Below are 26,808 nucleotides of genomic sequence, written 5' to 3'. Positions count from 1 at the left end.
GACGCACACCCCGGCGACCCGGGATCCCCTCCGAACGGCGGAAACTGACGCCGCGTCGGGATCATCATCCCTACGAGCGACCACCGTTCGTCACCTCGCTCGTTGTCATCGTTGTCACAGGAAGAGGGCCAGGACCAGGTGCCGGACGCAGTACCGTGGGCGGACGCGGCAGTACGGAAGAGCTGGGGGCAGCGGATCGTCATGGGAGCAGGCGTGGTGCGGGTGACCCTGGACGGCGCCTCGCGCTGGCGTCGCCGCTCGGGTGAGTACACCACCGTGGCCGACGCGTTGGCGGCGGCCGAGCCCGGGGACACGGTCGCCCTGGGTGCCGGTGTCTACCGCGAGACCGTCGTGCTCGACAAGGCCGTGACGCTGCGCAGCGCCGAGGGCCCGGGGACGGTGCGGATCGAGCCGCCGACCGGCAGCGCGCTGGTGGTGGCGGCCTCCGCTGCTGTGCACGGGCTGGTGCTGGAGGGCCAGGACGGCTCCGCGCCGGCGGTCCTGCTGGCAGCGGGCGAACCGGAGTTGGCGGAGTGCCGGATCTCGACCCGCTCCTCGGTGGGCATCGAGGTGCTGGGCGACGCCCGGCCGGTGGTCCGGCAGACCACCGTGGAGAACCCCGGCGGCCTGGGCCTGCGGGTCTCGGACGCCGCCGAGGCGGTCGTCGAGGACTGCGTGGTGGACACCACCGGCCAGTCCGGCGTGGTGGTCCGCAGCGGCGGCAGGCTGCGGTTGATCCGGTCCCGGATCCGCCAGTGCACCGGCGCGGGCCTGGTGCTGACCGGCGAGGGCAGCCGGGCGCGACTGGACGAGTGCGAGATCTCCGAGGTCAACGGCAACGGCGTGCAGGCCGACAGCCTGGCCGAGGGCCTGCTGGCCGACTGCACCGTCTCCCGGGTGAGCGACAACGGCCTCACCCTGGACGGGCAGGCGACGCTGACGCTGGAACGCTGCCGGATCCACGAGGTCCCGGAGAACGCCGCCGACCTGCGCGGACGCTCCCACCTCTCGCTGACCGACTGTCAACTCCGTGCCTTCGGCCGCAATGGCCTCTCGGTCTGGGACGCGGGCACCACGGTCGCGGCGACCAGCTGCGAGCTGCGCGACAGCACCGGCGACTACCCGGCGGTCTGGGTCATCGACGGCGCGGGCGCGACGCTGACCGACTGCCGGATCCACGACGTGCCGGACGCGCTCTTCGTGCTGGACCGGGGCTCGGCGGCGGAGGCGGTCGGCTGCTCGATCGCCCAGGTCCGCAGCACGGCCGTCTCGGTCAGCGCGGGCGGCCAGGTGCGGATCGACGCGCTGCGGGTGCAGGACGCGACGACCGGCATCTGGTTCCGCGACCACGGCAGCGGCGGGCTGCTGACGGGCTGTGAGATCGCCGACGTGGCCACGGCCGTGATCGTCACCAAGGGCGCGGACCCGGTGTTCCGCAACACCGTGCTGCGCGGCAGCGGGGAGGCCGGGGTCTACGTCTCGGCGGGCGGCCGGGGCACCTTCGAGGAGTGCACGGCCGTGCACGGCAAGGGCTTCGGCTTCCACGTGATCGACGGCTGCGCGACCGTGCTGACGCGTTGCCGTGCGGAGCAGAACGCCCGTGGCGGCTTCGAGTTCAGCGAACCCGGCCCGGTGGTGGAGGCGTGTGTCTCCGACGACGCGAAGCCGCTCGCCCCACTCCCGGCGCTGGTCCCCGCGGCCACTGCCACCCCACCGGTCCTGAGTCCCCCGTCAGCCGCTCCGCCGGGGACTCTCGCCCTGCCGACGCAGGCGCGGCTGACGGCCCAGCAGACCACGCGGCAGCGCGCGGAGGCGCTCGGCCAGATCGCGCCGATCCCGGACTGCCGCCCGGCCGACGAGGCGCTGGCGGAGTTGGACTCGCTGGTCGGTCTGGCGACGGTCAAGCAGGAGGTCAGGACGCTGATCGACCTGATCTCGGTCGGCCGTCGCCGCCGCCAGGCCGGGCTCAAGGCGCCCTCGCTCCGCCGCCATCTGGTCTTCACCGGCTCCCCCGGCACCGGCAAGACCACGGTCGCCCGGCTCTACGGCGAGATCCTCGCCTCCCTGGGCGTGCTCCAGCGCGGCCACCTGGTCGAGGTGGCTCGGATGGACCTGGTCGGCGAACACATCGGCTCGACCGCGCTGCGCACGGCGGAGGCGTTCGACCGCGCCCGCGGCGGCGTTCTCTTCATCGACGAGGCCTACGCGCTGGCGCCCGAGGACGGCGGGCGCGACTTCGGCCGCGAGGCGATCGACACGCTGGTCAAGCTGATGGAGGACCACCGCGACGAGGTCGTCGTCATCGTGGCCGGCTACACCACGGAGATGGAGCGGTTCCTCGGTGCGAACCCGGGCGTCGCGTCCCGGTTCTCACGGACCATCACCTTCCCGGACTACTCCGCGGAGGAACTGCTGCAGATCGCCCGCGCCCAGGCCGAGGAGCACGAGTACGCCCTCACGGACGCGACGGCGGAGGCGCTGCTCGCGCACTTCGGCGCGCTCCCGAAGGGCCCCGGCTTCGGCAACGGCCGCACGGCCCGCCAGGTCTTCGAGACGATGATCGAACGCCACGCGGTCCGCGTCGCACAGCTCCCTGATGCGACGACGGAACAGTTGCAACTGCTCCTGCCGGAGGATCTGCCCTAGGCACGAAGTTGCACTATCTGGGGGCGCGGGGCTCTGCTGATATGCGGCTCCGCCGCGTGGGCGCGAGCAGGTCGGGCTGTGCTGCCACAGGCGGTTGCACTACCTGGGGGCGCGGGGCTCTGCTGATATGCGGCTCCGCCGCGTGGGCGCGAGCAGGTCGGGCTGTGCTGCCACAGGCGGTTGCACTACCTGGGGGCGCGGGGAACTGCGCGAGCAACCACCCTGTGCGGATGGCCCTGCGCATTGAGGACCATCCGCATGCCGGATGGGGGCACCTCCCGGCCGAAGGCCAGGGGGATTGTCGCGCCCACGCGGCGGGAGCCGCACATCAGCAGAGCCCCGCGCCCCCAGATAGTGCAACTTCCCCGCTGCCTACGGCGCGCTCATCGCGCGCAGGAGCGCGTCGCGCGCAGCGATGAAGCGGGGGTCGAGGCGGTAGTCGAAGTGGGCGCGGATCGGGACCAGGATCGGGTCGTCCTGGGTACGGCCGAAGGCCACAGGGTCCGGGAACGGGGGCAGGTCCGGGCCGGTCTGCGGCCCCGACGCCTGAGCCGGCACGCGGACCGGGCCGCCGATCGGGTCGGTGAGCCGGAACAGGTTGTCCCAGCGCGGCACGTCCCGCTCCAGCCGGGCCAGCTTCTCGGGGCCCATGTAGGCCGGGAAGAACCGGCCGTACAGGCGGCGCAGCGGCGAACCGTAGGTCAGCAGGGCGACCCGAGAGCGCGTCTCCGGGTCGAGCTGCCACAGCGCCGCCGCCGCCAGCACCGTGCCCTGGGAGTGCGCGGACAGCACCAGCCGCCGTCCCGGATCGCCCTTGAGCCAGGCGCGGATCCGTGCCTCGATGTCCGGGACCGCGCGCTCCGCGTAGCACGGCGGTGCCAGCGGATGTGCGGCGCGCGGCCAGAACGTGCCGATGTCCCAGATGATGCCGACGCTGCGCCGGGTGGTGAGCGAGTCGTACGCCTTGAGCCCGAGCACCAGCAGGCCGAGGACCAGCACGGTGGTCAGCCAACCGCCCAGGTTCTGCAGCACGGTGGTGAAGTGGGAGAGGACCATGCCGTCCTTCGCGGTCACCGCCTCCGGCGAGCGTCCGACCGCGAGCGAGCCGACCAATGCGACCACCGACAGCACCCCGGCCAGCGCGGCGAAGGCCGCGAGCAGGCCCGCGGCGGACTCGGTGAGTCGGGCGCCGGAGAGCGCCTTGGCGATCTGGCCGGTGCGCGCCGAGTCGGTCGACGTGCCCGGCTCGTCGTAGGCGGCCAGGACCTGGGGGCGCAGCGACGCGGCGGTGCGCACCAGCCGTCGGCCGAGCCGGGCGCCGACCACCAGCAGCACCGGGAGCAGCAGCGTGGCCCCGCTCGCGGCCCAGACGAGCAGCGGCGCGGCCTGCAGCCCACTGCCCAGCCGCTGCCCGGTGAAGAGCGCGGCGCCCGCCGTGAAGAGACCGCCGACCCCGCAGCCCAGCATCGCCGTGACCGGCCCGGTCAGGTTGCGCAGCGCCGCGCCGTTGGGGCCGCCGAAGCCGCTGTCCGGGACGGTCGAGCCGTCCGGTGCGGGGATGGTGAGCTCAGGATCGACCGGCGAGGGCGAAGGCTGACGGTGCGTCATCCGCCAGGCGACGACGCCGAGCGCCAGCACCAGGACCACCTGGGCGGCGACCAGCGCGGCCAACCCGCGCTGCACGCCGGGCAGTTCGCCCGTCGGCAGCCAACCGTGCCGCGACCAGGCCGCGTAGAGGAAGACGGCGGCCAGCACCCCGAGCACCGGGCGGAGTTGGGCGCGCGGCGACAGCAGCTCGCGCCCGGGGCCGGCCGCCAGGGCGACCAGCAGGACCGCGCCGAGGGCGACCAGCGCGGCCAGCAGCACCACACCGGTCCAGGCGGCCACGCCGAGCCCCGCCGAGCCGTCCGCGCCGAGGTCGTGGGCGAGGACCGGAACCAGCACGGCCCAGGCGACGGTGAGCAGCCCGGCCGCCAGGTGCAGCAGGCGCAGGCGGCCGACGGCGGCCTCCCCGTACCAGAAGCCGTCCCGCTCCATCTCGATGGGCTCCGGGCCGTTGCCGCGCTCCGCGTCCATCGGACGGACAGCCTCGTAGCTGCTCCAGGTCATCCGGGACAGCCGCCCGAGGACGCCGAGCATGGCCAGCGGGACCAGCGCGGCCACCACCAGGCGGCGACCCGGCATGCCCCACCAGCCGCCGTGCCCGCCGAGGACGAAGACCAGCCAGGAGTGCTGCGCCACGCAGCGCCCGTCGGCGGCGCACTGCCACGCCAGCAGATCCAGCGCGATCTCGCAGGCGGCGGCCGTGAGCAGCACGGTGAGGGATCCGGCGATCACCCGGACCAGCGCCTCGTAGAGCGCCCGGTCGCGGCGATCCGGTGAGTTCTCCGAACCGTCGGCCGACCCCGGTTCCGCCGACTCCGGTTCCGCCGACTCCGGTTCCGCCGACTCCGACTCGAACGGCTCCGGCTCCGACGGCTCCGGCTCGGCCGGGCGCATCCAGTGGGCGAGGTTGACGAGCATGAAGGGCAGGAGCAGCAGCCAGAACGCGCGGCTGGCCGCGCCCGAGGTGAGCCTGGCCCAGGAGTACGCCTCCAGCACCGCGTTGCCGCGGTAGTCGGCGGGACGGCGTTCGGCGTCCTGGTCCTGCCAGCGGCGGTAGGTGCCGGAGACGGTGTCGCCGGTCATCTGCTTCAGGTGCGGGTCGTCGAGCATGGTCTCCGGCGTGGTGCCGCCGACGCCGTGCACCAGCAGCTCCATCCGCAGCGCGGGCACACGAAACCCCGGCCCCGGCTCGTCCGTGCGCTGTCTGGGCAGGATCACGCCGCCGCGCTCGGCCGCGCGACCGGCCGCCTCGTCGTCCATCGGTCCCCTCCCGGGCCCACTCCCGTCCCCCACCATCCGGTCCCCCGTTCCACTCGATGCCGACTCCGCCGGATATGCTGCCGCTTTCCGTCGATCCGTACAGCACTTTCACGCCGTGTACCTCACGGCCGTGAAAGGATTCAACCGCAGGACACCGACAGGCACCGACACGGGCCTGGAACGAGCCGGAGGGGGCAGCAGCGGGGTGGTCGAGAACAGCAGTCTGCTCGCCGAGCAGCGGCGCGCGCTGATCCTGGACGAGGTGCGGCGCCGCGGCGGGGTGAGGGTCAACGAGCTGACCCGCAGGCTGAACGTCTCGGACATGACGGTCCGCCGCGACCTCGACGCACTGGCCCGGCAGGGCATGCTGGAGAAGGTCCACGGCGGTGCGGTGCCGGTGCTTGACGCGAGCACCCACGAGCCGGGTTTCGAGGCCAAGTCGACGCTCGAACTCAGCGCCAAGGAGGAGATCGCCGAGGCTGCGGCCGGGCTGGTCGCCCCCGGCAGCGCGGTCGCGCTCTCCGGCGGCACCACGACCTTCGCGCTCGCCCACCAGCTGGTCCGGATCGACGGCCTGACGGTGGTGACCAACTCGGTGCGCGTGGCCGACGTCTTCGAACACGCCGCCCGAACCGGTGGCGCGGCGACGCAGCCCGCCACGGTGGTGCTGACGGGCGGGGTGCGGACGCCGTCCGACGCGCTGGTCGGGCCGATCGCGGACCGGGCGATCCGCTCGCTCCACTTCGACCTGCTCTTCCTCGGCTGCCACGGCATCTCGCTGGAGGCGGGCCTCTCCACGCCCAACCTGGCGGAGGCGGAGACCAACCGGAACTTCGTCGCGGCGGCGCGGCGGGTGGTCGCGGTGGCCGACCACACCAAGTGGGGCACGGTGGGGCTCTCCACCTTCGCCTCGCTGGCCGAGGTGGACACCCTGGTCACCGACTCGGGCCTGCCGCCGGAGATCCGTAGCGCGGTCGCCGAGCAGGTGCGCGAAGTGGTCGTCGCCGGGTGAGCGCCGTGGTGACCAGCACCACGCCACCCGCACCCTGGAACGCTTGACGCAGCGTCAACTAGACTGCGCTGCTGTACTTCTGAACAACGATCAACCGGACGCACCGCCGATCCGAGAGGGGAACCGTGATGGGAATCAGGCTTCGTCCGGTGACGACGGAGTTCCTGGAGTCCGCGCCGGTACGGGTCGTGGCCGAGGAACGGCTGACGTCCGGCCCCGACGCCCTCTTCCGCGAGCTGACGGACGACGCGTCCACCTGGCCGAGCTGGTTCGGTGCGATCAGGCGCGCCTCCTACACCGGCCCGCCGCCGTACGGGGTGGGAGCGGGCCGCGCGGTCAAGCTCGTCGGCGGGATCCGTTTCGTGGAGAGCGTCCTGGTCTGGGAGGAGCCGCGGCGCTTCGTCTACCGGATCGAGGAGACCAACCTGCTGGGCGCGCACGCCTGGCTGGAGGAGTGGCTGCTCACCCCCGACGGCGACGGCACCTCGGTGCGCTTCACCATGGCGATCGAGGGCCACGCCATGATCGAGCTCCCGACGCACGCCGCCCGCTCCCTGGTCGAGCGTTCCTGCCGCACCGCGATGCACAAGCTCGACGCCCGCGCGGGCAGGAGAGCCCAGGTCTCCTGACGGCCCGGCCCGCCGGGACGGCAATGTCGGAGATGCACGGGACGCCGGGATGCAGGGACGTCGGGATATCGGGAATGTGACGCGACGTCACTCCCCGGTCCAGGTCCCCGTCTTCAGCAGGGTGTCCAGGACCTCGACGTACGGTGCGATGTCGAGGCCCTGCTCGGCCAACCAGGCGTCGGAGTAGTACTTGTCGAGGTAGCGGTCGCCCGGGTCGCAGATCAGCGTGACGACGCTGCCCTGCTCCCCCGCGGCGCGCATCTCGGCCACGATGCGCAGCGCGCTCCACAGCCCGGTGCCCGTGGAGCCGCCGGGCTTGCGGCCCATGACCCGTTCGAGCATGCGGACGGCCGCGACCGTGGCCGCGTCGGGGACCTTCATCATCCGGTCGATCGCGCCCGGCACGAAGCTCGGTTCGACGCGCGGGCGGCCGATGCCCTCGATCCGGGAGCCGCAGTCGCAGGTGACGGTCATGTCGCCGCTGACCCAGCCGTCGAAGAAGGACGAGTTCTCCGGGTCGGCCACGCAGACCCGGGTATCGGCCAGGATGTAGTGGACGTAGCGGGCGAGAGTGGCCGAGGTGCCGCCGGTCCCGGCGGTGGCGACGATCCAACTCGGCTCGGGGAAGCGCTCCTCGGCCATCTGGTGATAGATCGACTCGGCGATGTTGTTGTTGCCGCGCCAGTCGGTGGCGCGCTCCGCGTAGGTGAACTGGTCCATGTAGTGGCCGCCGGACTCGGCGGCCAGCTTGGCGGAGACCTCGTACAAGGTCCGGGTGTCGTCGACCAGATGACAGGAGCCGCCCTGGGCCTCGATCAGACTGATCTTCTCCTGGCTGGTGGTGCGCGGCATGACCGCGATGAACGGCACCCCGATCAGCTTCGAGAAGTACGCCTCCGAGACGGCGGTCGAGCCGCTGGACGCCTCGACCACCGGACGGCCGGGCCGGATCCAGCCGTTGCAGAGCGCGTGCAGGAAGAGCGAGCGCGCCAGGCGGTGCTTGAGGCTGCCGGTCGGATGCGTCGACTCGTCCTTGAGGTAGAGGTCGATGCCCCACTCCTCCGGGAGCGGGAAGCGCAGCAGATGGGTGTCGGCGGAGCGGTTGGCGTCGGCCTTGACCTTGCGGACGGCCTCCTTGAGCCAGGAGCGGTACTCGGCGTCGCTACGGTCCACATCCAGGGTCTTCACGACGGCCCACCTCTGCCTTGCGCTTGCGCGTTGCTGCTCGGAACGACTGCTCTGAGGCTGAACGGCGCAATGACACCGCCGCCTCGTCTGCATCGTAACGTGTCGCACATCACAACTTTTCCTTGGATCTCCCCCTACCCACCCGCATGATCCGTCACGTTCCGCGTCCGATCACTTACCCACGGACAACTTCCGGGGCAGGATGGACGCGTCTCCCGAGTTGCGCCACCCGGCGATTCGGGAAACTCTTGGTTCATCACTGACTGCTTCGCATTGCTCACTCTTCGAAGTCGGCACGTCGGCCGCGTTCGTCGGCCGCCTGTGCGGAAGGAGTCGAAAGCGCGATGGAGGACCTCGACCGCCACTACGAACTGCGCCTCACCGCCGAACCCTGCCGGTTCGGGGTGGTGCGCAGGATCGTTACAGCGCATCTGCGTCACTGGAACCTCGCGTCGGTCACCGACCAGACCCTGCTCGGCCTGACCGAGCTGCTCGCCAACGTCCACCAGCACGTCGGCTCCACCGCGCCGTGCATCCTGCGGATGCACGCGGACGTCAACGCCGACGCGCTGACCGTCGAGGTGCGCGACGACTCCCCCGACCTGCCGCAGGCCAGAACGCCCGACCCGCTGGACGCGGGCGGGCGTGGGCTGGCGATCGTGGCGGCGCTCTGCAAGGAGTGGGGCGCACAGGCGGACGAGAGCGGCAAGACCGTGTGGTTCACCGTCGCCACCGCTCCCGTCCCGACCCCCGCCCTGCTCCAGCCCGTCGAGCTGGCGCTCGACGTCGACCCGCTGGAGCTGGAGGCCGTGCTCGCGGACTGACCCCGCGTGCGCGAGCAGGGCTCCAAGGCCGCAGCTCCATGTGCCGGGCAGCCTGACTACGGCTGCGGCGTGCTGTCCTCGCCGTTGAGGACGTCCAGTCGCTGGCGGTACTCGAACTCGTCGATCTCACCGTCCGCGTAGCGGCGGTTCAGGGTCTCCAGCGGCGAGGGGGCCGGGCCCTGGCGGGTGTCCGCCCAGCCCTGCGGGCGGCCGGGCCGGCCGGGGCCGCCCTGCCATCCCGCGCGCGGCCCACCGGCCGCGAACCAGGGCGCTCCGCCGCGCCCACGGAAGAAGATCCGGCGCACCAGCACGATGGCGCCGATCCAGATGAGCGGCATCAGCAGGATCCACGGGCCGGGTCCGCCGTGCCAACCGTCGGCCAGCAAGGTGTTCATCACGCGCTCCTCGGACTCGTCGTCGACAGGCGGACTGGCACTGCCGATCTACTGACGAGACTCCTCCGCGGAGCGCCGCGAGGCGTCGTACGGCGGCGGGCAGTTGTGCTGCTACCCAGGGAGTACGCGGGAGGGGACCGGGGTCATCCTCGCGGCTTCACCCCGCGACCAGCTGCGGGTCGGCGAGCACCGGCTCCCACGCCAGTTCGGCGGCTCCGGCCAGCTCCGGGCGGGGCAGTTCGGCGGGGCTGAGCGGGACCGGCCCGTAGGCGCCCCAGTGCGCGCGGGCCGCGACGGTCGCCGGGAGCAGCTCCGGCGCACCGGCCAACAGCGCGCTGTGGAAGGCGCCGAGGACGACCCGGTCGGGGTTGAGCACGTCCACGACCGCCGCGATACCGCGTCCGAGCCGCACCGCGACGTGCTCGACGGCCTCGCGCGCGGCCCGGTCGCCCGCGCGGGAGCCGGTCAGGATCGCGTCGACCTCGGTGAGCGGCGCGGCCGCCGGCAGCCCGTAGGCGGCGAGCAGCGCGGGCGGGCCCGCCTCGACGTCCAGACAGCCGCGTCGGCCGCAGCGGCACAGCAGTCCGTCCGGGTCGACCGTCAACTGTCCGATCTCCAGGGCGAGTCCGGCGCTGCCGGTGTGCAGGCGGCCGTCGACGACCAGCGCGCCGCCGACGCCCTGGTGGCCGGAGGTGACGTAGAGCAGGTGGCGCGCGTCGCGGCCCGCGCCGTGGCGGTGCTCGGCCAGGGCGGCCAGGTTGGCGTCGTTGGCGACGGCCGGGACGACGCCGGGCGGCAGCTCGATCCCGGCGGCGCGGAGCTCCTCCTCCCAGAGCGCGCCGATCGGCGTGCCGGTGGGCCAGCCCAGGCAGGCGGAGATGACGGCGAGCCGGTCGGGCTCGGTGACGGGGGTCGGCGCGGCCAGGCCCGCGCCGACGCAGCGGCGGGGGCTGGCGGCGATCAGCCGGGCGGCCTCTTCCGCCATGGTGCGCAGCGTTCCGCGCGGGTCGTCGTTCGCGCGGAGCGGCAGGTCCAGCGGCTGCCCGATCCGGCCGCCCAGACCAGCGAGGGCGAGGGTGAAGCCGTCGGTGTGCAGTTGGGCGGCGAGGACGACGGGGCCCTGCGGGTCGACGTCCAGCCGGTGCGAGGGACGGCCGCGCGCACCGCCCGCCGGGCGGGCGTCGACCGTGATCAGGCGCAGCGCCTCCAACTCGGCGGTGATCGCTCCCACCGTGGTCCGGGTGACGCCGAGCGCTCCGGTCAGCACGGATCTGGTGGGTGCGCCGCCGGTGTGGATCAGGGTCAGCGCGGGACCGAGCACGGCCCGGCCGCGCTCCAGGCTTGTCTGCGTCTGCGTCACCCTCCTATTATGAATTTGTGCCGCTGATGAACAAAATAGAGTCGGCTTCTCTCCCTCCTATACCCCCGGCCTCCCGCTGGCCCGCCGCCCGTACGGCGCTGACCGGCTTCTTCGCCCTGGACGGCTTCCTCTTCGCCGGCTGGGTCGTGCGCATCCCCGAGATCAAGGCCCAGGTCCACGCCTCCCCCGGGCTGCTGGGCCTGGCACTGCTCTGCGTGTCGGCCGGCGCCGTCGCCGTCATGGGGCCGATCGGACGCCTCTGCGTCCGCTTCGGCAACCACGCGATGACGGTGGCTGCGTCCGTGCTGCTCTGCGTGGCCGTCGTACTGCCGCCGTTGACGCACTCCGTGCTGGCGCTGGGGCTCGTGCTGCTGGTCTTTGGCGCCGGGTACGGCGCGATGAACGTCGGGATCAACAGCGCGGCCGTGGACTTCGTGGCCGCCGCACGGCGACCCGTGATGCCCGCGTTCCACGCCGCCTACAGCCTGGGCGGGTTGGTCGGCGCGACCGTCGGCGGGCTGTTGACCTCGGTCATGACGGCCACTCAGTACCTGGGCCTGCTCGCGGTCGGCGGCTTGGCGGCCACGGCGTGGGCCGCGGTCCCGTTGCTGCGCCACCCGGTCCCGCACGCCGACCGATCCGGCGACGGTCACACCGAGCGGTCGGGCACGGCGAGCGCCGCTGTCGCGCCGGGCGTGGCGCTGCTGGTCGTGCTGCTCGGCGTGGTCGCGCTCTGCGACGCCTACGGCGAGGGCGCCATGGCCGACTGGGGCGCGCTGCACCTGCGCCAGGACCTGCACGCGACTTCCGGCGTCGCCGCCGCCGGATTCGCGCTCTACTCGGCCACGATGACCATCGGCCGCCTCAGCGGCACCCGCCTGGTCGAGCGGTTCGGACCGATCCGGCTGCTGGTCGGCGGCGCGGCGCTCGCCACCGTCGGGATGACCGCGGCCGCGCTGAGCCCGACGCTGCCGCTGGCGCTGGCCGGATTCCTGCTGGTGGGGCTGGGGTTGTCCAACATCTTCCCGCTGGCCATCGACCGCGCGGGCGCCCTGCGCGGACCGCGCGGCGTGGCCACCGCGTCGATGCTCGGCTACGGCGGCATGGTCGCCGGACCGCCCGTCATCGGGTTCCTGGCGCAGGGGTTGGGGCTTCCGGTGGCACTGCTCTCGGTCGCCCTGCTGGTCGCCCTCTCTGGCGTGGCGTCCCTGGCGGTGCGGCGGAAGACCGCGTCCTGACCTGCGGCCCACCCGGGCACCCCGCCCGACCAAATGCCTTGCCGGGCAACCGTCGTGCGGCGATGCTGGGGCGGTGCCCGGGCAACAGAAGCGGAAGCGGCAACGTGAGGCGGAGATACGTCGGTCCGTTGCTCTCACGGCACCCGGCACGGGGCACTGGGAACTGGTGCTGACGACCCTGGACAAGGCGGAGCTGCGAGCGGAGGTGCGCCGGCTCTGGGCGGAGGAGGGAGTCGAGCCCTCCCGGATGCGGATCGACTCGCCGTGCACGCGACTGACGGAGGCGCAGACCACCTACCGGCTGAGCCGGTTCGTGCCTGACCTCTCAGACTGACGCGGCCGCCGAGGTCGAGATGCCGAGCACGTCCTGTGCCTTGGAGACGGCGATCTGGTAGTACGCGTAGGCGGACTCGGACGAGGTGTTGCTGACCTGGATGTAGAGGTAGATCATTGCGACGTTCGAGTCGAGCCGGTCCACCACGAAGTAGCCGTTGACGGTGACGCCTTGGACCGTCCCGTCCATCCGCCGCGCGACCGAGCCCGGGCTGCCGAAGTCGACCGGCGAGAGCCTGAAGTCGACCGTGGTGCCGCCGGTGGACAGGTTGAGGTTCTTGCAGGACGCGAGCGCGTTCTTGACCTGCGGATACGTCGTGTCGAGCACGCTCTGGGGCCGCGCCGTGAGGAACTCGCCGACGAACGGGCCGACCTGGCCGCCGTTCAGCAGCACCTGGGCCTCGCCGCCTTGGTTCGCGCCCCGGTTCGCGCCCGGCGGGCTGGAGCTCGGCGCGGGAGTCCCGTTCTGCGGTGAGCCGTTGATCAGGTCGCTGAGCTGTTCGCAGCCCGTGGCGCTCTTGCCCGAGCCGGAGCCCTTGCCCGTGGGGAGGCTCGGCGACGAGGAGCCGCTGGGCTCGACGGAGAAGTTCGCCCCGAGGTCGTCGGGGCTCAGCAGCGCCGCCTGCAACGAGTCCGCGCCGGGCAGGGACTGGGAGGGGCTGGGGGTGGCCGCGGCGGCGGCGTCGCCGAGGCCGAGCGCGCCCTGTGAGGAGGCCGAGCACCCGGCGAGCGCGGCGACGACCGTCGAGACGGCGAGCGCGAGGCCGCAGATCCGGACCCGCGTGGGCCGGCTGCGGCTGGAGGGGATTCGTCCGGGCTGGGTGCGCGTGGGCTGGATACGCATGGGGTGCCTCCTCGAATCCTCGAAAGGCGGGACTCATACGAATCCGTTCCACTGTGCCATCGCCACGCGCACGGCGCAGGTCGCGCGACGGTGCGTGACCAGCGCTTTCGGAGCGTGACCGCGCCCCCGGCATGGAGGGCTGCCGAGGCTAGGAAACCGGGTCCGGGTCGGCGTCCCTGGGGCCGTCGGCCTCGACCGCGTCCCGCCCGTCGACGGGCCCGACGGACCCGGCAGACTCGCCGGACTCGGTCGGGAGCCGCAGATCCCAGCCGATCAGGGCGACCAGCTGCTCGTGCGTGATGCCCTCGGGGATCGCGCGCGGCGGCGCGGTACGGATCGGCGGCTGCCAGCCCTCCGCCTCGGTCCACCGCCGGACGGGCTTGGCGGGCGCGCCCGCCACCACGCTGTGGTCAGGCACCGTGCCGCGCACCACGGAGTTGGCCGCGACCACGACGTTGCGGCCGATGTCGGCGCCGGGGAGGATCACCGCACCCGTGCCGATCCAGCTGCCCGCGCCGATCCGGACCGGCTCGTTGCGCGGCCACTGCTTGCCGATGGGCAGCGCCGGGTCGTCGTAGGAGTGGTTCTGGTCGCTGATGTAGACGCTCGGCCCGGTCCACACGTTGTCCTCGATCACGATGGACTGGTGGCCGACGATGTTGCTGTCCCGGCCGATCACGCAGCCGTCGCCGATCCGCACGATCGGTTCCGGACCCAACTGCAGGCCGGGCGCGAAACCCGCCGAGACGGAGACCCGTTCGCCGATGATGCAGTAGCAACCGACCGCGATCGCCTGCTCGTTGAAGATCGTCCCCTGCGGGAAGGCGAGCTTGGTGAACGCCCCGAGCTCGGCGAACCGCAGCGGGCCGGGCCGCTCGGCGCTGATCGCGCCCGCCTCGCGTACGAAGCCCCACCCCCGGTGGACCAGCTGCGACGCGGCGCGGCGCGCCCGCTCCCGGGCGGCGCGGCGTATCTTCTCGGCGAACGGCATGGGCCTACGTTAACCGGTGGGTAACCGCCGGAGTCACATGGCCTGCGTCACTCGTCCCCAGGACCTCTCGCGTCCTGTCATGACCAGTCGTGTCCTGTCGAGGCCAGTCGTGTCCCGTCGTGGCGCCTCACTCGGCCGCCCACGCGGGCGGACGGCGCTCCAGGAAGGAGAGCATGCCCTCGCGGGCCTCCTCGGAGCCGAAGAGCAGCGCCGACTGCGCGACCATCGACTCGCCGTCGCGCTCGAACGTGCGCAGCACCTCGGCGGTGACCAGGCGCTTGGTCTCGGCCAGGCCCTGCGGGCTGGCCTTGCGGAAGGCGTCCAGGATCTCGGTCAGCGCCTCGGCCGGGTCCGCGGCGGCCTCGGTGATCAGGCCGATCCGCTGGGCCTCGGCGGAGTCGAAGACCGAACCGGTCAGGTACCAGCGGGACGCGCCGCGCGGGTCCAGGCGCGGCAGCAGCGGCAGCGAGATGACGGCCGGGGCGAGCCCGAGCCTGACCTCGGTGAAGGCGAAGGTGGACTTCGGTCCGGCCAGCACGATGTCACAGGCGCCCAGCAGCCCCAGGCCGCCCGCCCGGACGTGTCCGTCGACCAGCGCGACGACCGGCTTGGGCGACTCCACCAGCGACCGCATCGCGGTCACCAGGCGGCGCGGGTTGGCGGTCGGGTCGCCGCCGGTGGCCTCGGACAGGTCCGCACCGGCACAGAAGGTGCCGCCGGTGTGGGTGAGCACGATCGCGCGGACCGCCGGGTCCTTGCCCGCGTCCAGCAGACCCTGCTCCAACTCCGCCACCAGACGGGAGGAGAGGGCGTTGCGGTTGGCGGGCGAGTCGAGGGTCAGCGTGGCGACGCCTCGGTCGACGGCGTAGCGGACCAGCGGCTCAAGCGGCTGTTCGGCGGACATCGGGCGATCCCTTCCGGCAGGTCGACGCCACCACCCTGTGGCGCGCATGCCCAGCCTATGCACCAGGTCAACCCCCGTGCGGCGGCCGGGGCCTCCCGCTCGGATCAGACGCCCATGGCTTTGAGCTCCCGGCGGCGGACCCGGGACCAGAGCAGCCGCTGCACCAGCAACGTCAGCGTGCCCGCGACGGCGATCCCGGCCAGGTTGACGCCGAGTTGGACGAACGAGCCCCAGGCCTGCGCGTAGTCCTGGTAGGTCACGGCCAGCGCGGCGTAGCCCGCCGCCGGGACGGTGGTGACGGAGATGGCGACACCGATCAACGTGGCCGACTTGGCCGACGTCAGCGACAGCACCCCGGCGATGCCCGCCAGCATCGCGACCACCACCGACATCGAGTCCGGCTGGTAGATGAACGAGGTGGCCGGGCGTGGCGCGTCGAAGCGCGTGTCGCTGAAGAGTCCCAGCTGGTCCATCACCGCGCTGAACAGGACGGTCAGCAGCATCGCCACCACGAAGCCCATCACCAGCGTCACCAACGACCGCCAGGCCTGCCGTGGTTGACGCCGCACCAGGGCGACGCAGAGCCCGGCCAGCGGGCCGAACTCGGGGCCGACGACCATCGCGCCGACGATCAGGATCGCGTTGTCCAGCATCACCCCGCAGGCCGCCAGCATGGTGGCGACGCTGAGGAAGGCGACGTAGACGGCGCTGAAGACCGACTCCTCCTGCGTGATGCCGCTGACGGCCTCCCAGACCACCGCGTCCGCGCCCTCGCCCGGGGCCTCGGCCAGCGCGCGGTCGGCGGCGTCGGACGCGGTGAACTCGTCGGTGGTCATGGTGATCGCGCCGTGGTGCGGCAGGCCGATCCGGCGCAGCGCGGCCACCAGCTCGTCCGCCGACTCGCGCGCCACGTCGCACTCGACCAGCGCCCCCGCCGGACGCAGCGCGGCCCCCGGGACCACCACCAGATGGGTGACCCCGAGGGCCTCGTCGAGCACCGCGCGGACCTCGGACTCCAGCGACGACGGGACGATGAGCCGGATGTGCATCACCCGGCTGAGGCTATGTCACCTTTCGCCCGGTTCCTCCGACCTCGCCCGGCTCATCCCACGTCGCGTCGCCGCCATCCGGCGAGCCCGGAGCCCGCCAGCACGACGGAGAGCAGCACCATCCAGAGCAGCGGCTGCGCCTGGAACGCGCTGCCGGGCAGCTTGGGCACGTGGGTGAACGGGCTCAGGTCGAGCAGCCACTGACCCGCGTTCACGGCCGGGCCGAGGTAGGCGATGAAGAGCAGCACGCCCAGCACGCCCCAGGCCGCGGTGGACCACTGCGGCAGCAGCCCGAACAGCGCGACCGTCACCGCCGCGAAGATCCACACCGCCGGGAGCTGGACCAGCGCGGCGACCAGCAACTTGCCCGTCCAGCCCGCCGCGTCGCCGAGCACCACACCCGTGCCGAGGCCCGCGGTGATGCCACCGACCAGCAGCAGTACGGCAGATCCGAGCAGCGGGTAGAGCAGATGGCTCGCCGCCCAGCCGAGCCGGCTGACGCCGGTGGCCAGCACCGGTTCGGCGCGGCCCGAGGTCTCCTCGCCGCGCAGCCGCAGCGCGGTCTGGACCGCGTAGACGGCGGCGACCATGGCCAGCAGGTTCATCGCCGTCGCCAGGTAGGCGTCGACCATGCCGGACGTGCCGCCCATCCGCTCCATGATCTGCTCGACGTTGGAGCTGGTGGAGATCAACTGCTTGACGCCCTCGGTGATGCCGCCCAGCATCGACCCGCCGACCGCGAACCCGACCGCCCAGCCGAGCAGTCCGCCTCGCTGGAGCCGCCAGGCCAGGCCGCCCGCCCCGCGCAGCGACGGCTCGGCGACCGCCGGTCCAGGACGCTGCGGCAACAGTCCCGCGCCCAGGTCGCGGCGACCGGCGAGCAGGTAGCCGATGGAAATCTGCACCGCTCCGGCGACGACCAACAGCGCCACCAGCCACCAGGCGTCGTCCGTGTAGGGCCGGACGCGTTCGGCCCAGCCGAGCGGGGAGAGCCAGAGCAGCCAGCCCGGCCCGGTCGGTCCGGCGGCGTCACCGCAGGCGCGCAGCAGGAAGGCGAGCCCGAGCACCGCGCCGCCGATCCCGTTGGCGGCCCGGCTGGTCCCGCTGAGCTGCGCGGTCACGGCCCCGACCCCGGCGAAGCAGACCCCGCACCCGAACAGCGCGCCGCCGAAGGCGAGCGAACCGCCCAGCGGCTGCCCGGTCGCGCCCAGGACGGCGGCCGTCAGCACGCCGACCAGCGCGGAGGCGATCACGGCCGTGCCGAGCCCGGCGGCCAGCGGCGCGCCGCGTCCGACCGCGCCCGCGCCGATCAGCTCCAGCCGACCCGACTCCTCCTCGGCCCGGGTGTGCCGGACCACCAGCAGGACGCAGAGCAGCCCGAGCATCAATCCGCCGTAGGGCAGCATCCGCCAGGCCGTCAACGCGCCGTTGCTGGTGGCGTCGTAGACCGGCCCGTAGAGCGCGCGCAGGGAGCCGTTGCTGTTGATGCTCTGCGCGAGGGAGACGCGGGACGCCGTGGTCGGGTAGAGCTTGCCGATCGAGGCAGCGGTGGCCCCGGTCGACCCGACCAGGGCGTAGAGCCAGACGGGCAGCATGATCCGGTCGCGGCGCAGCGCGAAGCGGAGCAGTTCGCCGGTCCCGGCGGTGCTGCCGCCGCCAGCCACTGCCCAGCGCGCGGTCATGCCTGCTCCCCGGCGGGGACGGCCACGGGTGCGGACTCGTAGTGACGCAGGAACAGCTCCTCCAGCGTGGGCGGACGGCTCGTCAGGGAGCGCACTCCGGCGTCGGTCAGCGCCCGGAGCAGGCCGTCGAGCCGGTCCGTGTCGACCTGGCAGTGCAGCCGGGCGCCGGACGGTCCGTCGTCCAACTCCACGTCGTGCAGGCCCGGCAGCGCGTCCAGCCCGGTCGGCCGCGCGGCGAGTTCGGCGGTGACGGAGGTGCGCGTCAGGTGGCGCAGCTCGGAAAGCGTTCCGGTCTCGACGGTGCGGCCCGCGCGGATGATGCTGACGCGGTCGCAGAGCGCCTCGACCTCGGAGAGGATGTGGCTGCTCAGCAGCACCGTCCGACCGCGTTCGCGCTCCTCGGCGACGCAGGAGCGGAAGACCTCCTCCATCAGCGGGTCCAGCCCGGAGGTCGGCTCGTCCAGGATCAGCAGCTCCGCGTCCGAGCAGAACGCCGCGACCAGGGCGACCTTCTGACGGTTGCCCTTGGAGTAGGTCTGGCCCTTCTTGGTCGGGTCCAGCTCGAACCGCTCCAGCAGCTCGGCGCGCCGCTTGGCCCGCTGCTCGGCGGTGCTGCCGCCGTTGCCGCGCAGCCGCCCGAGCAGGTCGATCACCTCGCCGCCGCTCAGCCCACGCCACAGGGTCACGTCCCCGGGCACGTAGGCGATCCGGCGGTGCAGCGCGACCGACTCGCGCCACGGATCCCCGCCGAGCAGGCGGGCGGTGCCCGCGTCCGCCCGGATCAGGCCCAGCAGCACCCGGATGGTCGTCGACTTTCCGGCACCGTTGGGGCCGAGGAACCCGTGCACCTCACCCCGCTCGACGCGCAGGTCGAGACCGTCCAGGGCCCGGGTCCGCCCGAAGGTCTTGACCAGGCCGGACACGTCGATCGCCGGGTCGTTCCCGGCCATGCTTGCAGCGCTTTCCGTCACGGTTCGACGCTACACTGATTTCACGAATTCGTGAATCTTCTGAACTCGGTGATGTGCGGGATAGGGTGAACCCCATGGCGACGAAGCGGACGGATCAGGCATCGGCCGATCCCCAGACACCCGAACCGGCGGCCAGCCAAGCAGCCGGCCAGGCGGCTGATCAGGTAGCCGACCAAGCGGCCGACGTAGCCGATCAGGAAGAGCTGCGCGCCTACATCGAGCGCTTCGCCGACGTCCTCACCGACACTGGCTTCCCGCGAATGCCGGCCCGCGTCTTCGTCGCCCTGATCACCTCCCCCGCCGGCCGCCTGACCTCCGCGGAGCTGGCGTCCCTGCTCCGGATCAGCCCGGCCGCCGTCTCCGGCGCGGTCCGCTACCTCTCGACCGTCCAACTCGTCGGCCGCGAACGGGAGCCCGGCTCCCGCCGCGACCGCTACCGCGTCTTCGACGACGTCTGGCGTGACGCCCTCCTCAAGCGCGACGCGATGCTCTCCCGCTGGGAGACCTCCCTCACCGAGGGCATCCACATGCTCGGCCCGGACTCCCCGGCCGCCGCCCGCCTCGGCGAGTCGCTGCACTTCTTCAGCTTCGTACGACGGGAGTTGCCACTGCTGCTGGAGCGCTACTACCGCGAGCGGGAGGCGTTGGCGGCGCATCAGCGCTGACTGCCGAGCTGCCTGTCAGAGGCCCGAGGAAGGCGACGGGACAGCGGTAGCCGTCGCCTAGCCCAGCCAACCGGGTCGGACCAGGCCGGATTCGTAGGCCAGGACGACGAGTTGGGCGCGGTCGCGGGCGCCGAGCTTGACCATGGTGCGGCTGACGTGGGTCTTCGCCGTCAGTGGGCTGACGACCAGTCGGCCCGCGATCTCCTCGTTGGTGAGGCCGAGGCCGACCAACGCCAGGACCTCGCGTTCGCGGTCGGTGAGGCGGGAGAGGGTGGCGGGCTGGTCGGGTTCCTTGGAGCGAGCGGCGAACTCGGCGATCAGGCGGCGGGTGACGCCCGGTGAGAGCAGGCCGTCGCCCGCGTGGGCGGCGCGGACGGCGCGGACGAGTTCGGCCGGTTCGGTGTCCTTGACCAGGAAGCCCGCCGCGCCCGAGCGCAGCGCCTCGAAGACGTACTCGTCCATCTCGAAGGTGGTCAGCACCACCACCTTGACGTCGCTCAGCTTCGGGTCCGAGCAGATCTGACGGGTCGCCGCGAGGCCGTCCAGCCGCGGCATGCGGATGTCCATCAGCACCACGTCCGGCACCAGCGCCTGGGCGTGTTCGACGGCCTCGACGCCGTCGTCGGCCTCCGCGACGACGGTGATGTCGGACTGGGCGTCGAGCAGCGCCTTGAAACCGGCCCGGACCAACTGCTGGTCGTCGGCGAGCAGCACGCGGATCATGTCGTCTCCAGGGTGAGGGTGCGTCATCGGTGCGCCGTCCATCCGTTCGCGCCGTTCGCGCCGCTCCCGCCGTTCGCGAGCGGCAGCTCGGCGCGGACGGTGAAGCCGCCGTCGGGTGCCGGGCCTGCCTCGACGCTGCCGCCCAGCGCGCCGACGCGTTCGCGCATGCCCGCCAGCCCGCTGCCGCTGCCGCCCGCGCGGGCGCCCCCGGCGGCGGAGGTGGGGCCGGGGTCGTGGACAGTGACCGTGAGGCGCTCCGAGGTGTCGTCCAGCGCCACGGCCGCCGTCCGCGCGGAGGAGTGGCGGATGACGTTCGTCAGCGCCTCCTGGACGATCCGGAACGCCGCCAGCTCGATCCCGGCGGGCAGCGGGCGGCGCAGCCCGGTGCGGGTGACGGTGACCGTCAGGCCGGCCACGCCCGCTTGCCGGACCAGCTCGTCCAGGCGGGCCAGGTCCGGCGCGGGGCTGCGGTCGGCGGGCCCGCCTGCGCGGAGCGTGCCGAGGACCTGGCGTACCTCGCCGAGCGCCTGCTTACTGGTGTCCCGGATCGTGGTCAGCGCGGTGCGGGCCTGCTCCGGGTCGTCGTCGATCAGCTCCAGCGCCACCCCGGCCTGGACGTTGATCAGCGAGATGCTGTGCGCGAGCACGTCGTGCAGCTCGCGGGCGATGCCGAGGCGCTGCTCGTCGGCGATCCGCGCCTCCCGTTCGGCGCGGGCCGCGCGCCAGTGCTGGCGTTGCTCGATCCGGGTGCGCATCAGCTCCGCCCCGGCGACCAGCACCAGGAGCCAGGCGAGCACGCCGAGCTCGACCGGCCAGCGCAGCGATCCGGTCGCGGCGCTGACGACGACGTGGGCGAGGTAGAGCGCGCCCAGACTGATCCACGCAGCCCGGCGCCGCCCGGCCAGCACGGCGCTGACGTAGCCGACGGCGACGCTGAGCACGATCGGCCCGTACGGGTAGCCGAGCAGCAGGTACAGCCCGGCCACCGCCGCCGTCCCGGCGCAGACCTGCAACGGCCAACGCCGCCGCAGCAGGAGCAGCGCAGGCCCGGCCAGCAGCAGCACGGTGGCCAGCGGCGGCAGGCCCGCATGCCAGTTCCCGCCGTGCTGGTGCCCGGCCACGGCGCGGGTGCCGAACTCCTGGATGAACGCGACGACCAGCGCGAGGGCGACGACCGGCCGCGCGCCGCGGTCGCGCCTGCCACGCCACGCGGGCCACCCGGCCCACCCGGGTCCACCGGCCCACTGCGACCCGTCGTCGGGCGTGCCGGGATCAGCCCTCTCGCGCCAACCGGATCTCATACGTGCACCGTAGGCCAGAACACCGGGCCGGTGCGTCACCTCGCTGAGGTGCCGGGACGTACTCCCCGTGCAGTACGTCCAAGCGCCCGCGACCTGCCTGCCTCCGGCTACGTCTGGCTGACTACCTCCGCGTCAGGAAGTCGATGGTGCGCCGGGAGACACCGAGCTCGCGGGTGAGGCGGGCGAAGGTGGTGTGGCCCTGGGTGACCCGGGCGAAGGCGCGCCAGGCCGGGCGGAAGGTGAGGACGGCGGCGTGGAAGGCCTGCGGGCGGCGCTCGAAAGCCGACAGCATGCGACGGCCGACGCGCATCTCCTGGCCCAGGTCCGCGCGGATGTCGAAGGTGTAGCCCAGACCCTCGCGGCGGACCTCGACCCCGTTCGTCGCGCCCGCGAGCTTCGCCGCCCACTTGCCGGCCAGACGGCCGGAGCGGAGCGCGTAGGAGATTCCCTCGCGGGTCCACGGCTCCAGCAGGCCCGCCGCGTCACCGGCGACCAGGACGCGCCCGCGCACGAGCGGCGACTCGTCGGAGCGGCAGCGGGTCAGGTGGCCCGACTCGACGCTCGGGGTGAACCGGGCGAGGTCCAACTGGTCGATGAAGGACTTGAGGTAGGCGCGGGTCTCCGCGCCCTTGCCCCGGGCCGCGATGACGCCGACCGTCAGGCTGTCGCCCTTGGGGAAGACCCAGCCGTACGAGCCGGGCAGGGGCCCCCAGTCCAGCAGCACCCGGCCGCGCCACTGCGCCGCGACGTCCGCCGGGACCGGGATCTCGGCCTCCAGGCCCAGGTCGACCTGGTCGAAGACGACGCCGACGTGAGCGCCGACCCGGCCCGCGCTGCCGTCCGCGCCCACCACGGCACGGGCCTTGACGGTCCGTCCGTCCTGGAGCGCGACCAGGGCGAGGCCTGCCTCGCCCTCCTCGGGCTGGGTGACGCCGGTGACGGTGACCCCGGTGACCAGCGTCGCGCCCGCCTTCTCGGCGGCCTGGACCAGGCCGTGGTCGAACTCGTCGCGGTTGATCAGCCCGAAGAGCATCCGCTTGGAGCGTCGGGTGCGCTCGTAGCGGCCACCGAGCGTGAACGTGATCGCGTGGACGCGGTCCTTGAGCGGGAGGGTGAAGCCGGGCGGAAGCGCGTCGCGCGAGGGGCCGATGATGCCGCCGCCGCAGGTCTTGTAGCGGGGCGGAGCGGCCTTGTCGAGCAGCAGCACCCGGGTCGCCCCGGCCTCGGCCGCGCCGTACGCGGCGGACGAGCCGGCCGGGCCCGCGCCGACCACGACGACGTCCCAGACACCGCCCAGGTCGTCGGCGAGCGCCTCCAGAGCGTCCGCGACGCCCACGGCGTCGGTGACCGCCTCGACCTCCATGGCTGGGAGGACTGAGAGGGCTGGATCACCGCCGTCGAGCAGCTCGGTCGCTCCGGTGGTCAGATTCTCGTCGTTCTCGACGTTCTCATCGGCGCCGAGGCCCTGGTTCTCGCTCACGATCGGTCATATTACTTGCGCGTCCCCACCCGGCGCGTGCCCGGTGAGCCGCCGGTGAGCAGACGCGGGTGGGCGGAGGCGAGAGAGCGCGGAGCGAGCGCACGCAGTCCGGAGCCGACCGCCGCGGCGGCCACGGCCCCCACGGCCGCACCCGCGCCACCGCCGAAGCTGACCGACGCGACCAGGTCGTTCCCGCTGAACGGCTCCGGCCGACGGGCGCGGTCCCGGCGCGCACGGTGCACCGCGCCGACCACCGTGGCCGCGCCGACCAGCGCCGTCGCCGCCGGGGACACCGCGGACGCCACCTCGCGGACCACGTCCCGCGCCCGCGGCGTGCGGCTCGCGGCACGGCCGAGCACGGCCAGGCCCGCCATCGACGAGGCCCACTGCAGCGCTTGGTAGACGGGCATCCGGCCGCCGATCCGGTGGCCGAGCGCCGGGATGTGCCGCTCCCCGAAGCGCCCGTGATGGGTGAACTCGTCCCAGGCCACATGGGTGAACGCGCCCACCGCCGCCGAGGCGGCGAACCAGGCCGCGTCCTGCGCCCAGTCGGCGGCACACGGCTCCGCGATCCGCCCTGCGGGCTCGCGCCCGAGGCCGTGTCCCAGTCCCTGTTCCAGTCCGCGTTCCACCCCGGGTCCGAGGCGCGGTCCGAGCCCGTACCAGACCGCCGCGACCCCGGCGGCGATCGCCACGTTCAGCGTGGGCACCGCCCACGCACGGTGCGTCAGTCTCCCCACCGCGTACGCGCCGGGCAGCAGGCTGTCGACGAAGTACGGGACGTCGGGGGCGAGCGAGCCCGCGACCAACCCGGAGGCGATCAACGGCCCCTGCGGCCGGGCGGCGCGCAGCAGCGGGAGGACGGCGGCGGGATGGCTGAAGGTGAACGGCACAGGATCATCCTGCCTGGTTCAACCCGCCTTGCGGCTCGTCCACCCCGTCCGGCCGGTCTCGCTCCCGGTCGGCTGCTGCCCACCGGTCCCCGGCCGTATTGCCCCCGGCCGCAGTGGTTCCGGCCTTGCCGTCCCCGGCCGCGCGCCCGGCCTCCAGGTAGAGCACCTCGCCCGACTCCCGGGCGGCGAGCGCGCCGCGCAGCCGGGCGAGCTTGTTGGGCGCGAGGTGGTCGGAGGCGTCCGCCGGGCTGACGAAGCGCCACTGACGCAGCTCCGCGGCCGGAAGGGTGAGTCGGGCGCGGTCGACGGCGGCAAGCCGCCCCGCGTCGAACATCAGTCGCAGGCCGCCGGATCTCGGGCCCCGGTGCGGTTCCCAGTCGACGGCGAGCAGGCGCAGGCTCTCCTCGGCCAGCTCCAGGCCAAGCTCCTCGAACGCCTCCCGGACGGCGGCGGCCGTCGGCGCCTCGCCGACCTCGACGACGCCGCCGGGGAACTCCCATCCGGCCTTGTAGACCGGGTCGACCAGCAGCACCCGGTCCTCCTCGTCGAAGAGCAGCACCGCCGCGGCGACCGTGTCCCCGACCGCGACCGGGTCCTGCACGATCGGCACCCGCGCGTCGCCCGCGCGGAGCACGGCGAGGACCTGCTCGGCGGCCTGAGCGGGCGTCAGTCCGGCGGTGTCCACGACCGACGCGTCGCGCCTCAGCCAGGTCAGCGCCTCCGCGTAGGCGTCGAGGTGGGCCAGTCGCCAGCCCCGGGCACGCGCGTCGTCCTGGTCGGCCTCGATCCGGCTCCGCAGAACCGTTTCTTCGGCGTGGAGCACGACGTGGTGCACCTCGATCCGGCAGGAGGCCAGCGCGCCGAAGATCTCGTCGCGGTAGTCCTGTCGGTGCAGCGCCATGGGCACCAGCAGCGGGACGTCCTCGCCGAGCTGCGCCCGGAGCGCGGTCAGGGTGTCCGGCACCAGGCGTCGCCAGGCGACCAGGTCCTGGAAGTCGGTGTGGGCGCTCCGCGCGTCCGGCGGCAGCAGGCGGCGCAGCAGCGCGCCGACGTCCTCGGGGTCGACGATGTGCGATCCGGGCAGCAGACGGTGCAGTTCGCGCACGGTCGTGGACTTGCCGGCGCCGAACGCGCCGTTGAGCCAGACGATCACAGGTCCCCCAGCGGAGAGGCAGCTGACCAGCCCGCATCGTACGACGGCCCCCGCCTCACCGGGTGGTGACGCGGGGGCCGTTCGTTTGTTTCAGCAACCGTGGAGACCGGTTGAAGATCAGCCCTTGCGGGTCTTGATCTCGTCGGTGAGCTGGGGCAGGACCTGGAAGAGGTCGCCGACGACGCCGTAGTCGGCGAGTTCGAAGATCGGGGCCTCGGGGTCCTTGTTGACCGCGACGATGGTCTTGGAGGTCTGCATGCCCGCGCGGTGCTGGATGGCGCCGGAGATGCCGTTGGCGATGTACAGCTGCGGGGAGACCTGCTTGCCGGTCTGGCCGACCTGGTTGGAGTGCGGGTACCAGCCCGCGTCGACCGCGGCGCGGGAGGCGCCCACGGCCGCGCCGAGGGAGTCGGCCAGCGCCTCGACGACGCCGAAGCCCTCGGCCGCGCCCACGCCGCGTCCGCCGGAGACCACGATCGCGGCCTCGGTCAGCTCCGGGCGGCCCGAGGAGACGCGCGGGGTGCGGGAGGTGACCTTGGTGCCGGTCGCCGCGTCGCTGAAGGCGACGGTGACGGTCTCGACCGTGCCGGCGGCCGCGGCGGCCTCGGGGGCGGTCGCGTTCGGCTTGACGGTGATCACCGGGGTGCCGTGCGAGACACGGGACTGGACGGTGAACGAGGCGGCGAACGCGGACTGGGTCGCGACGGGGCCCTGCTCGCCGGCGGTGAGGTCGACGGCGTCGGTGATGACGCCGGAGCCCAGGCGCAGCGCCAGGCGCGCGGCGATCTCCTTGCCCTCGCCCGAGGAGGTGACCAGCACCGCCGCCGGGTTGACGGATCCGGCGATCTGCGCGAGCGCGTCGACCTTCGGCACGACCAGGTAGTCGGCGAACTCGCTCGCGTCGGCGGTGATCACGCGCTCCGCGCCGTACTCGCCCGCCTTCGCGGCCACCGCGGCGGCGGCGTCGCCCGCGCCCAGCACCACCGCGACCGGCGTGCCGATCCGACGGGCCAGGGTCAGCAGCTCCAACGCGGGCTTACGCACCGCACCGTCCACATGGTCCACCAGGACCAGAATCTCAGCCATGATTCATTGCTCCAGAACGAAGAAGAAGAGGGGTGACAGCCGGACTGCCAGGCAGTCGGACTAGATGAACTTCTGCGACGCCAGGTACTCGGCGAGCTGCTTGCCGCCCTCGCCCTCGTCCTTGACGATCGTCCCCTTCGTGCGCGCCGGACGCGCCGTCGCGGAGTCCACGGCGGTCCAGGCGCCGGCGAGGCCGACGTGCTCGGCGTCGACGCCGAGGTCGTCCAGGTCCAGCTCCTCGACCGGCTTCTTCTTCGCGGCCATGATGCCCTTGAACGACGGGTACCGGGCCTCACCCGACTGGTCCGTCACGCTGACCACGGCCGGGAGGGACGCCTCGACCAGCTCCGTCGCCGTGTCGCCGTCGCGACGACCCGACACCGTGCCACCCGCCACCGCGACCTCGGACAGCAGCGTCACCTGCGGCACACCCAGCCGCTCCGCCAGCAGCGCCGGCAACACCGCCATCGTCCCGTCCGTGGACGCCATGCCACACACGACCAGGTCGAACCCGGTCTTCTCCACGGCCTTCGCCAGCACCAGCGAGGTCGCCATCACATCCGACCCGTGCACATC

General features: G+C 73.1%; 24 protein-coding genes. 7 read left to right on the top strand and 17 right to left on the bottom strand.

Annotation, left to right across the window (positions count from 1 at the left end; all coding sequences use genetic code 11):
* Window positions 1-201: 201 nt before the first annotated feature.
* On the top strand, window positions 202-2,646 hold the full coding sequence (locus I2501_RS10700) for a right-handed parallel beta-helix repeat-containing protein (RefSeq protein ID WP_196194110.1): 2,445 nt from the start codon (window positions 202-204) through the stop codon (window positions 2,644-2,646).
* A 372-nt stretch (window positions 2,647-3,018) separates the two neighbouring features.
* Here the strand turns inward: I2501_RS10700 and I2501_RS10695 are convergent, their stop codons facing one another.
* Window positions 3,019-5,511, bottom strand: a complete 2,493-nt coding sequence (locus tag I2501_RS10695; RefSeq protein ID WP_196193689.1) for a hypothetical protein — start codon at window positions 5,509-5,511, stop codon at window positions 3,019-3,021.
* Between the two features lie 205 nt (window positions 5,512-5,716).
* Here I2501_RS10695 and I2501_RS10690 point away from each other — a divergent pair, with 205 nt between their 5' ends.
* Together I2501_RS10690 and I2501_RS10685 are read left to right on the top strand one after the other, a co-directional pair.
* Complete coding sequence (locus I2501_RS10690) at window positions 5,717-6,523, top strand: DeoR/GlpR family DNA-binding transcription regulator (protein ID WP_196193688.1); 807 nt, start codon at window positions 5,717-5,719, stop codon at window positions 6,521-6,523.
* Between the two features lie 149 nt (window positions 6,524-6,672).
* Window positions 6,673-7,152 (top strand): SRPBCC family protein, encoded by a 480-nt coding sequence (locus I2501_RS10685; protein ID WP_196193687.1) that lies wholly within the window; start codon window positions 6,673-6,675, stop codon window positions 7,150-7,152.
* 87 nt (window positions 7,153-7,239) lie between these two features.
* On the opposite strand, the gene I2501_RS10680 is transcribed toward I2501_RS10685, so the two are convergent.
* The gene (locus I2501_RS10680) at window positions 7,240-8,433 is read right to left on the bottom strand and encodes a PLP-dependent cysteine synthase family protein (RefSeq protein ID WP_196194109.1); all 1,194 of its coding nucleotides are present in this window, start codon (window positions 8,431-8,433) and stop codon (window positions 7,240-7,242) included.
* 251 nt (window positions 8,434-8,684) lie between these two features.
* Here I2501_RS10680 and I2501_RS10675 point away from each other — a divergent pair, with 251 nt between their 5' ends.
* Window positions 8,685-9,164 carry an ATP-binding protein gene (locus I2501_RS10675; protein ID WP_196193686.1) on the top strand — a complete coding sequence of 160 codons (480 nt, stop codon included), beginning with the start codon at window positions 8,685-8,687 and terminating at the stop codon, window positions 9,162-9,164.
* A 56-nt stretch (window positions 9,165-9,220) separates the two neighbouring features.
* Here the strand turns inward: I2501_RS10675 and I2501_RS10670 are convergent, their stop codons facing one another.
* Window positions 9,221-9,559, bottom strand: a complete 339-nt coding sequence (locus I2501_RS10670; RefSeq protein ID WP_196193685.1) for an SHOCT domain-containing protein — start codon at window positions 9,557-9,559, stop codon at window positions 9,221-9,223.
* Window positions 9,560-9,716: 157 nt separating this feature from the next.
* Complete coding sequence (locus I2501_RS10665) at window positions 9,717-10,919, bottom strand: ROK family protein (protein WP_328806308.1); 1,203 nt, start codon at window positions 10,917-10,919, stop codon at window positions 9,717-9,719.
* Between the two features lie 17 nt (window positions 10,920-10,936).
* On the opposite strand from I2501_RS10665, the gene I2501_RS10660 reads away from it, so the two are divergent.
* Both I2501_RS10660 and I2501_RS10655 read left to right on the top strand, forming a co-directional pair.
* Entirely contained in the window at window positions 10,937-12,157 is a 1,221-nt protein-coding gene (locus I2501_RS10660; protein ID WP_328806307.1) for an MFS transporter, read from the top strand.
* Window positions 12,158-12,323: 166 nt separating this feature from the next.
* A complete protein-coding gene (locus tag I2501_RS10655; RefSeq protein ID WP_215909614.1) occupies window positions 12,324-12,491 on the top strand; it encodes a hypothetical protein in 168 nt (55 codons plus the stop codon).
* On the opposite strand, the gene I2501_RS10650 is transcribed toward I2501_RS10655, so the two are convergent.
* The 6 genes from I2501_RS10650 to I2501_RS10625 all read right to left on the bottom strand — a co-directional run bounded on the left by I2501_RS10650 (window position 12,483) and on the right by I2501_RS10625 (window position 18,910).
* Complete coding sequence (locus I2501_RS10650; RefSeq protein ID WP_196193684.1) at window positions 12,483-13,334, bottom strand: hypothetical protein; 852 nt, start codon at window positions 13,332-13,334, stop codon at window positions 12,483-12,485. The genes I2501_RS10655 and I2501_RS10650 overlap by 9 nt on opposite strands.
* Before the next feature lie 148 nt (window positions 13,335-13,482).
* Window positions 13,483-14,325 carry an acyltransferase gene (locus tag I2501_RS10645; protein ID WP_196193683.1) on the bottom strand — a complete coding sequence of 281 codons (843 nt, stop codon included), beginning with the start codon at window positions 14,323-14,325 and terminating at the stop codon, window positions 13,483-13,485.
* 127 nt (window positions 14,326-14,452) lie between these two features.
* Window positions 14,453-15,229: an enoyl-CoA hydratase family protein gene (locus tag I2501_RS10640; protein ID WP_196193682.1), complete on the bottom strand. Its 777-nt coding sequence runs from the start codon at window positions 15,227-15,229 to the stop codon at window positions 14,453-14,455.
* 104 nt (window positions 15,230-15,333) lie between these two features.
* Complete coding sequence (locus I2501_RS10635; protein ID WP_196193681.1) at window positions 15,334-16,281, bottom strand: DUF389 domain-containing protein; 948 nt, start codon at window positions 16,279-16,281, stop codon at window positions 15,334-15,336.
* A gap of 50 nt (window positions 16,282-16,331) precedes the next feature.
* Window positions 16,332-17,960 carry an ABC transporter permease gene (locus tag I2501_RS10630; protein WP_196193680.1) on the bottom strand — a complete coding sequence of 543 codons (1,629 nt, stop codon included), beginning with the start codon at window positions 17,958-17,960 and terminating at the stop codon, window positions 16,332-16,334.
* Window positions 17,957-18,910 (bottom strand): ABC transporter ATP-binding protein, encoded by a 954-nt coding sequence (locus tag I2501_RS10625; RefSeq protein ID WP_196194105.1) that lies wholly within the window; start codon window positions 18,908-18,910, stop codon window positions 17,957-17,959. The genes I2501_RS10630 and I2501_RS10625 overlap by 4 nt, the downstream gene beginning before the upstream one ends.
* Before the next feature lie 95 nt (window positions 18,911-19,005).
* Here I2501_RS10625 and I2501_RS10620 point away from each other — a divergent pair, with 95 nt between their 5' ends.
* Window positions 19,006-19,596 (top strand): GbsR/MarR family transcriptional regulator, encoded by a 591-nt coding sequence (locus tag I2501_RS10620; RefSeq protein ID WP_196193679.1) that lies wholly within the window; start codon window positions 19,006-19,008, stop codon window positions 19,594-19,596.
* 57 nt (window positions 19,597-19,653) lie between these two features.
* On the opposite strand, the gene I2501_RS10615 is transcribed toward I2501_RS10620, so the two are convergent.
* The 7 genes from I2501_RS10615 to I2501_RS10585 form a co-directional block, all read right to left on the bottom strand.
* Window positions 19,654-20,319, bottom strand: a complete 666-nt coding sequence (locus I2501_RS10615; RefSeq protein WP_196193678.1) for a response regulator transcription factor — start codon at window positions 20,317-20,319, stop codon at window positions 19,654-19,656.
* A gap of 23 nt (window positions 20,320-20,342) precedes the next feature.
* On the bottom strand, window positions 20,343-21,620 hold the full coding sequence (locus I2501_RS10610; RefSeq protein ID WP_196193677.1) for a sensor histidine kinase: 1,278 nt from the start codon (window positions 21,618-21,620) through the stop codon (window positions 20,343-20,345).
* 121 nt (window positions 21,621-21,741) lie between these two features.
* Entirely contained in the window at window positions 21,742-22,983 is a 1,242-nt protein-coding gene (locus tag I2501_RS10605; protein WP_196194104.1) for a geranylgeranyl reductase family protein, read from the bottom strand.
* A gap of 128 nt (window positions 22,984-23,111) precedes the next feature.
* A complete protein-coding gene (locus I2501_RS10600; protein ID WP_196193676.1) occupies window positions 23,112-23,993 on the bottom strand; it encodes a DUF4184 family protein in 882 nt (293 codons plus the stop codon).
* Window positions 23,994-23,997: 4 nt separating this feature from the next.
* Window positions 23,998-25,146 (bottom strand): NUDIX hydrolase, encoded by a 1,149-nt coding sequence (locus I2501_RS10595; RefSeq protein ID WP_196193675.1) that lies wholly within the window; start codon window positions 25,144-25,146, stop codon window positions 23,998-24,000.
* A gap of 117 nt (window positions 25,147-25,263) precedes the next feature.
* Window positions 25,264-26,232: an electron transfer flavoprotein subunit alpha/FixB family protein gene (locus I2501_RS10590; RefSeq protein WP_196193674.1), complete on the bottom strand. Its 969-nt coding sequence runs from the start codon at window positions 26,230-26,232 to the stop codon at window positions 25,264-25,266.
* Window positions 26,233-26,292: 60 nt separating this feature from the next.
* Window positions 26,293-26,808, bottom strand: a 516-nt coding sequence (locus I2501_RS10585; RefSeq protein WP_196193673.1) for an electron transfer flavoprotein subunit beta/FixA family protein, incomplete at its 5' end; no start/stop codon positions are given.

The organism is Streptacidiphilus fuscans (genome assembly GCF_015690355.1).
In the GTDB taxonomy this organism is placed as follows: domain Bacteria; phylum Actinomycetota; class Actinomycetes; order Streptomycetales; family Streptomycetaceae; genus Streptacidiphilus; species Streptacidiphilus fuscans.
Note: the sequence above shows the minus strand (reverse complement) of the source record. Positions and strands in the feature narration are given on the sequence as shown.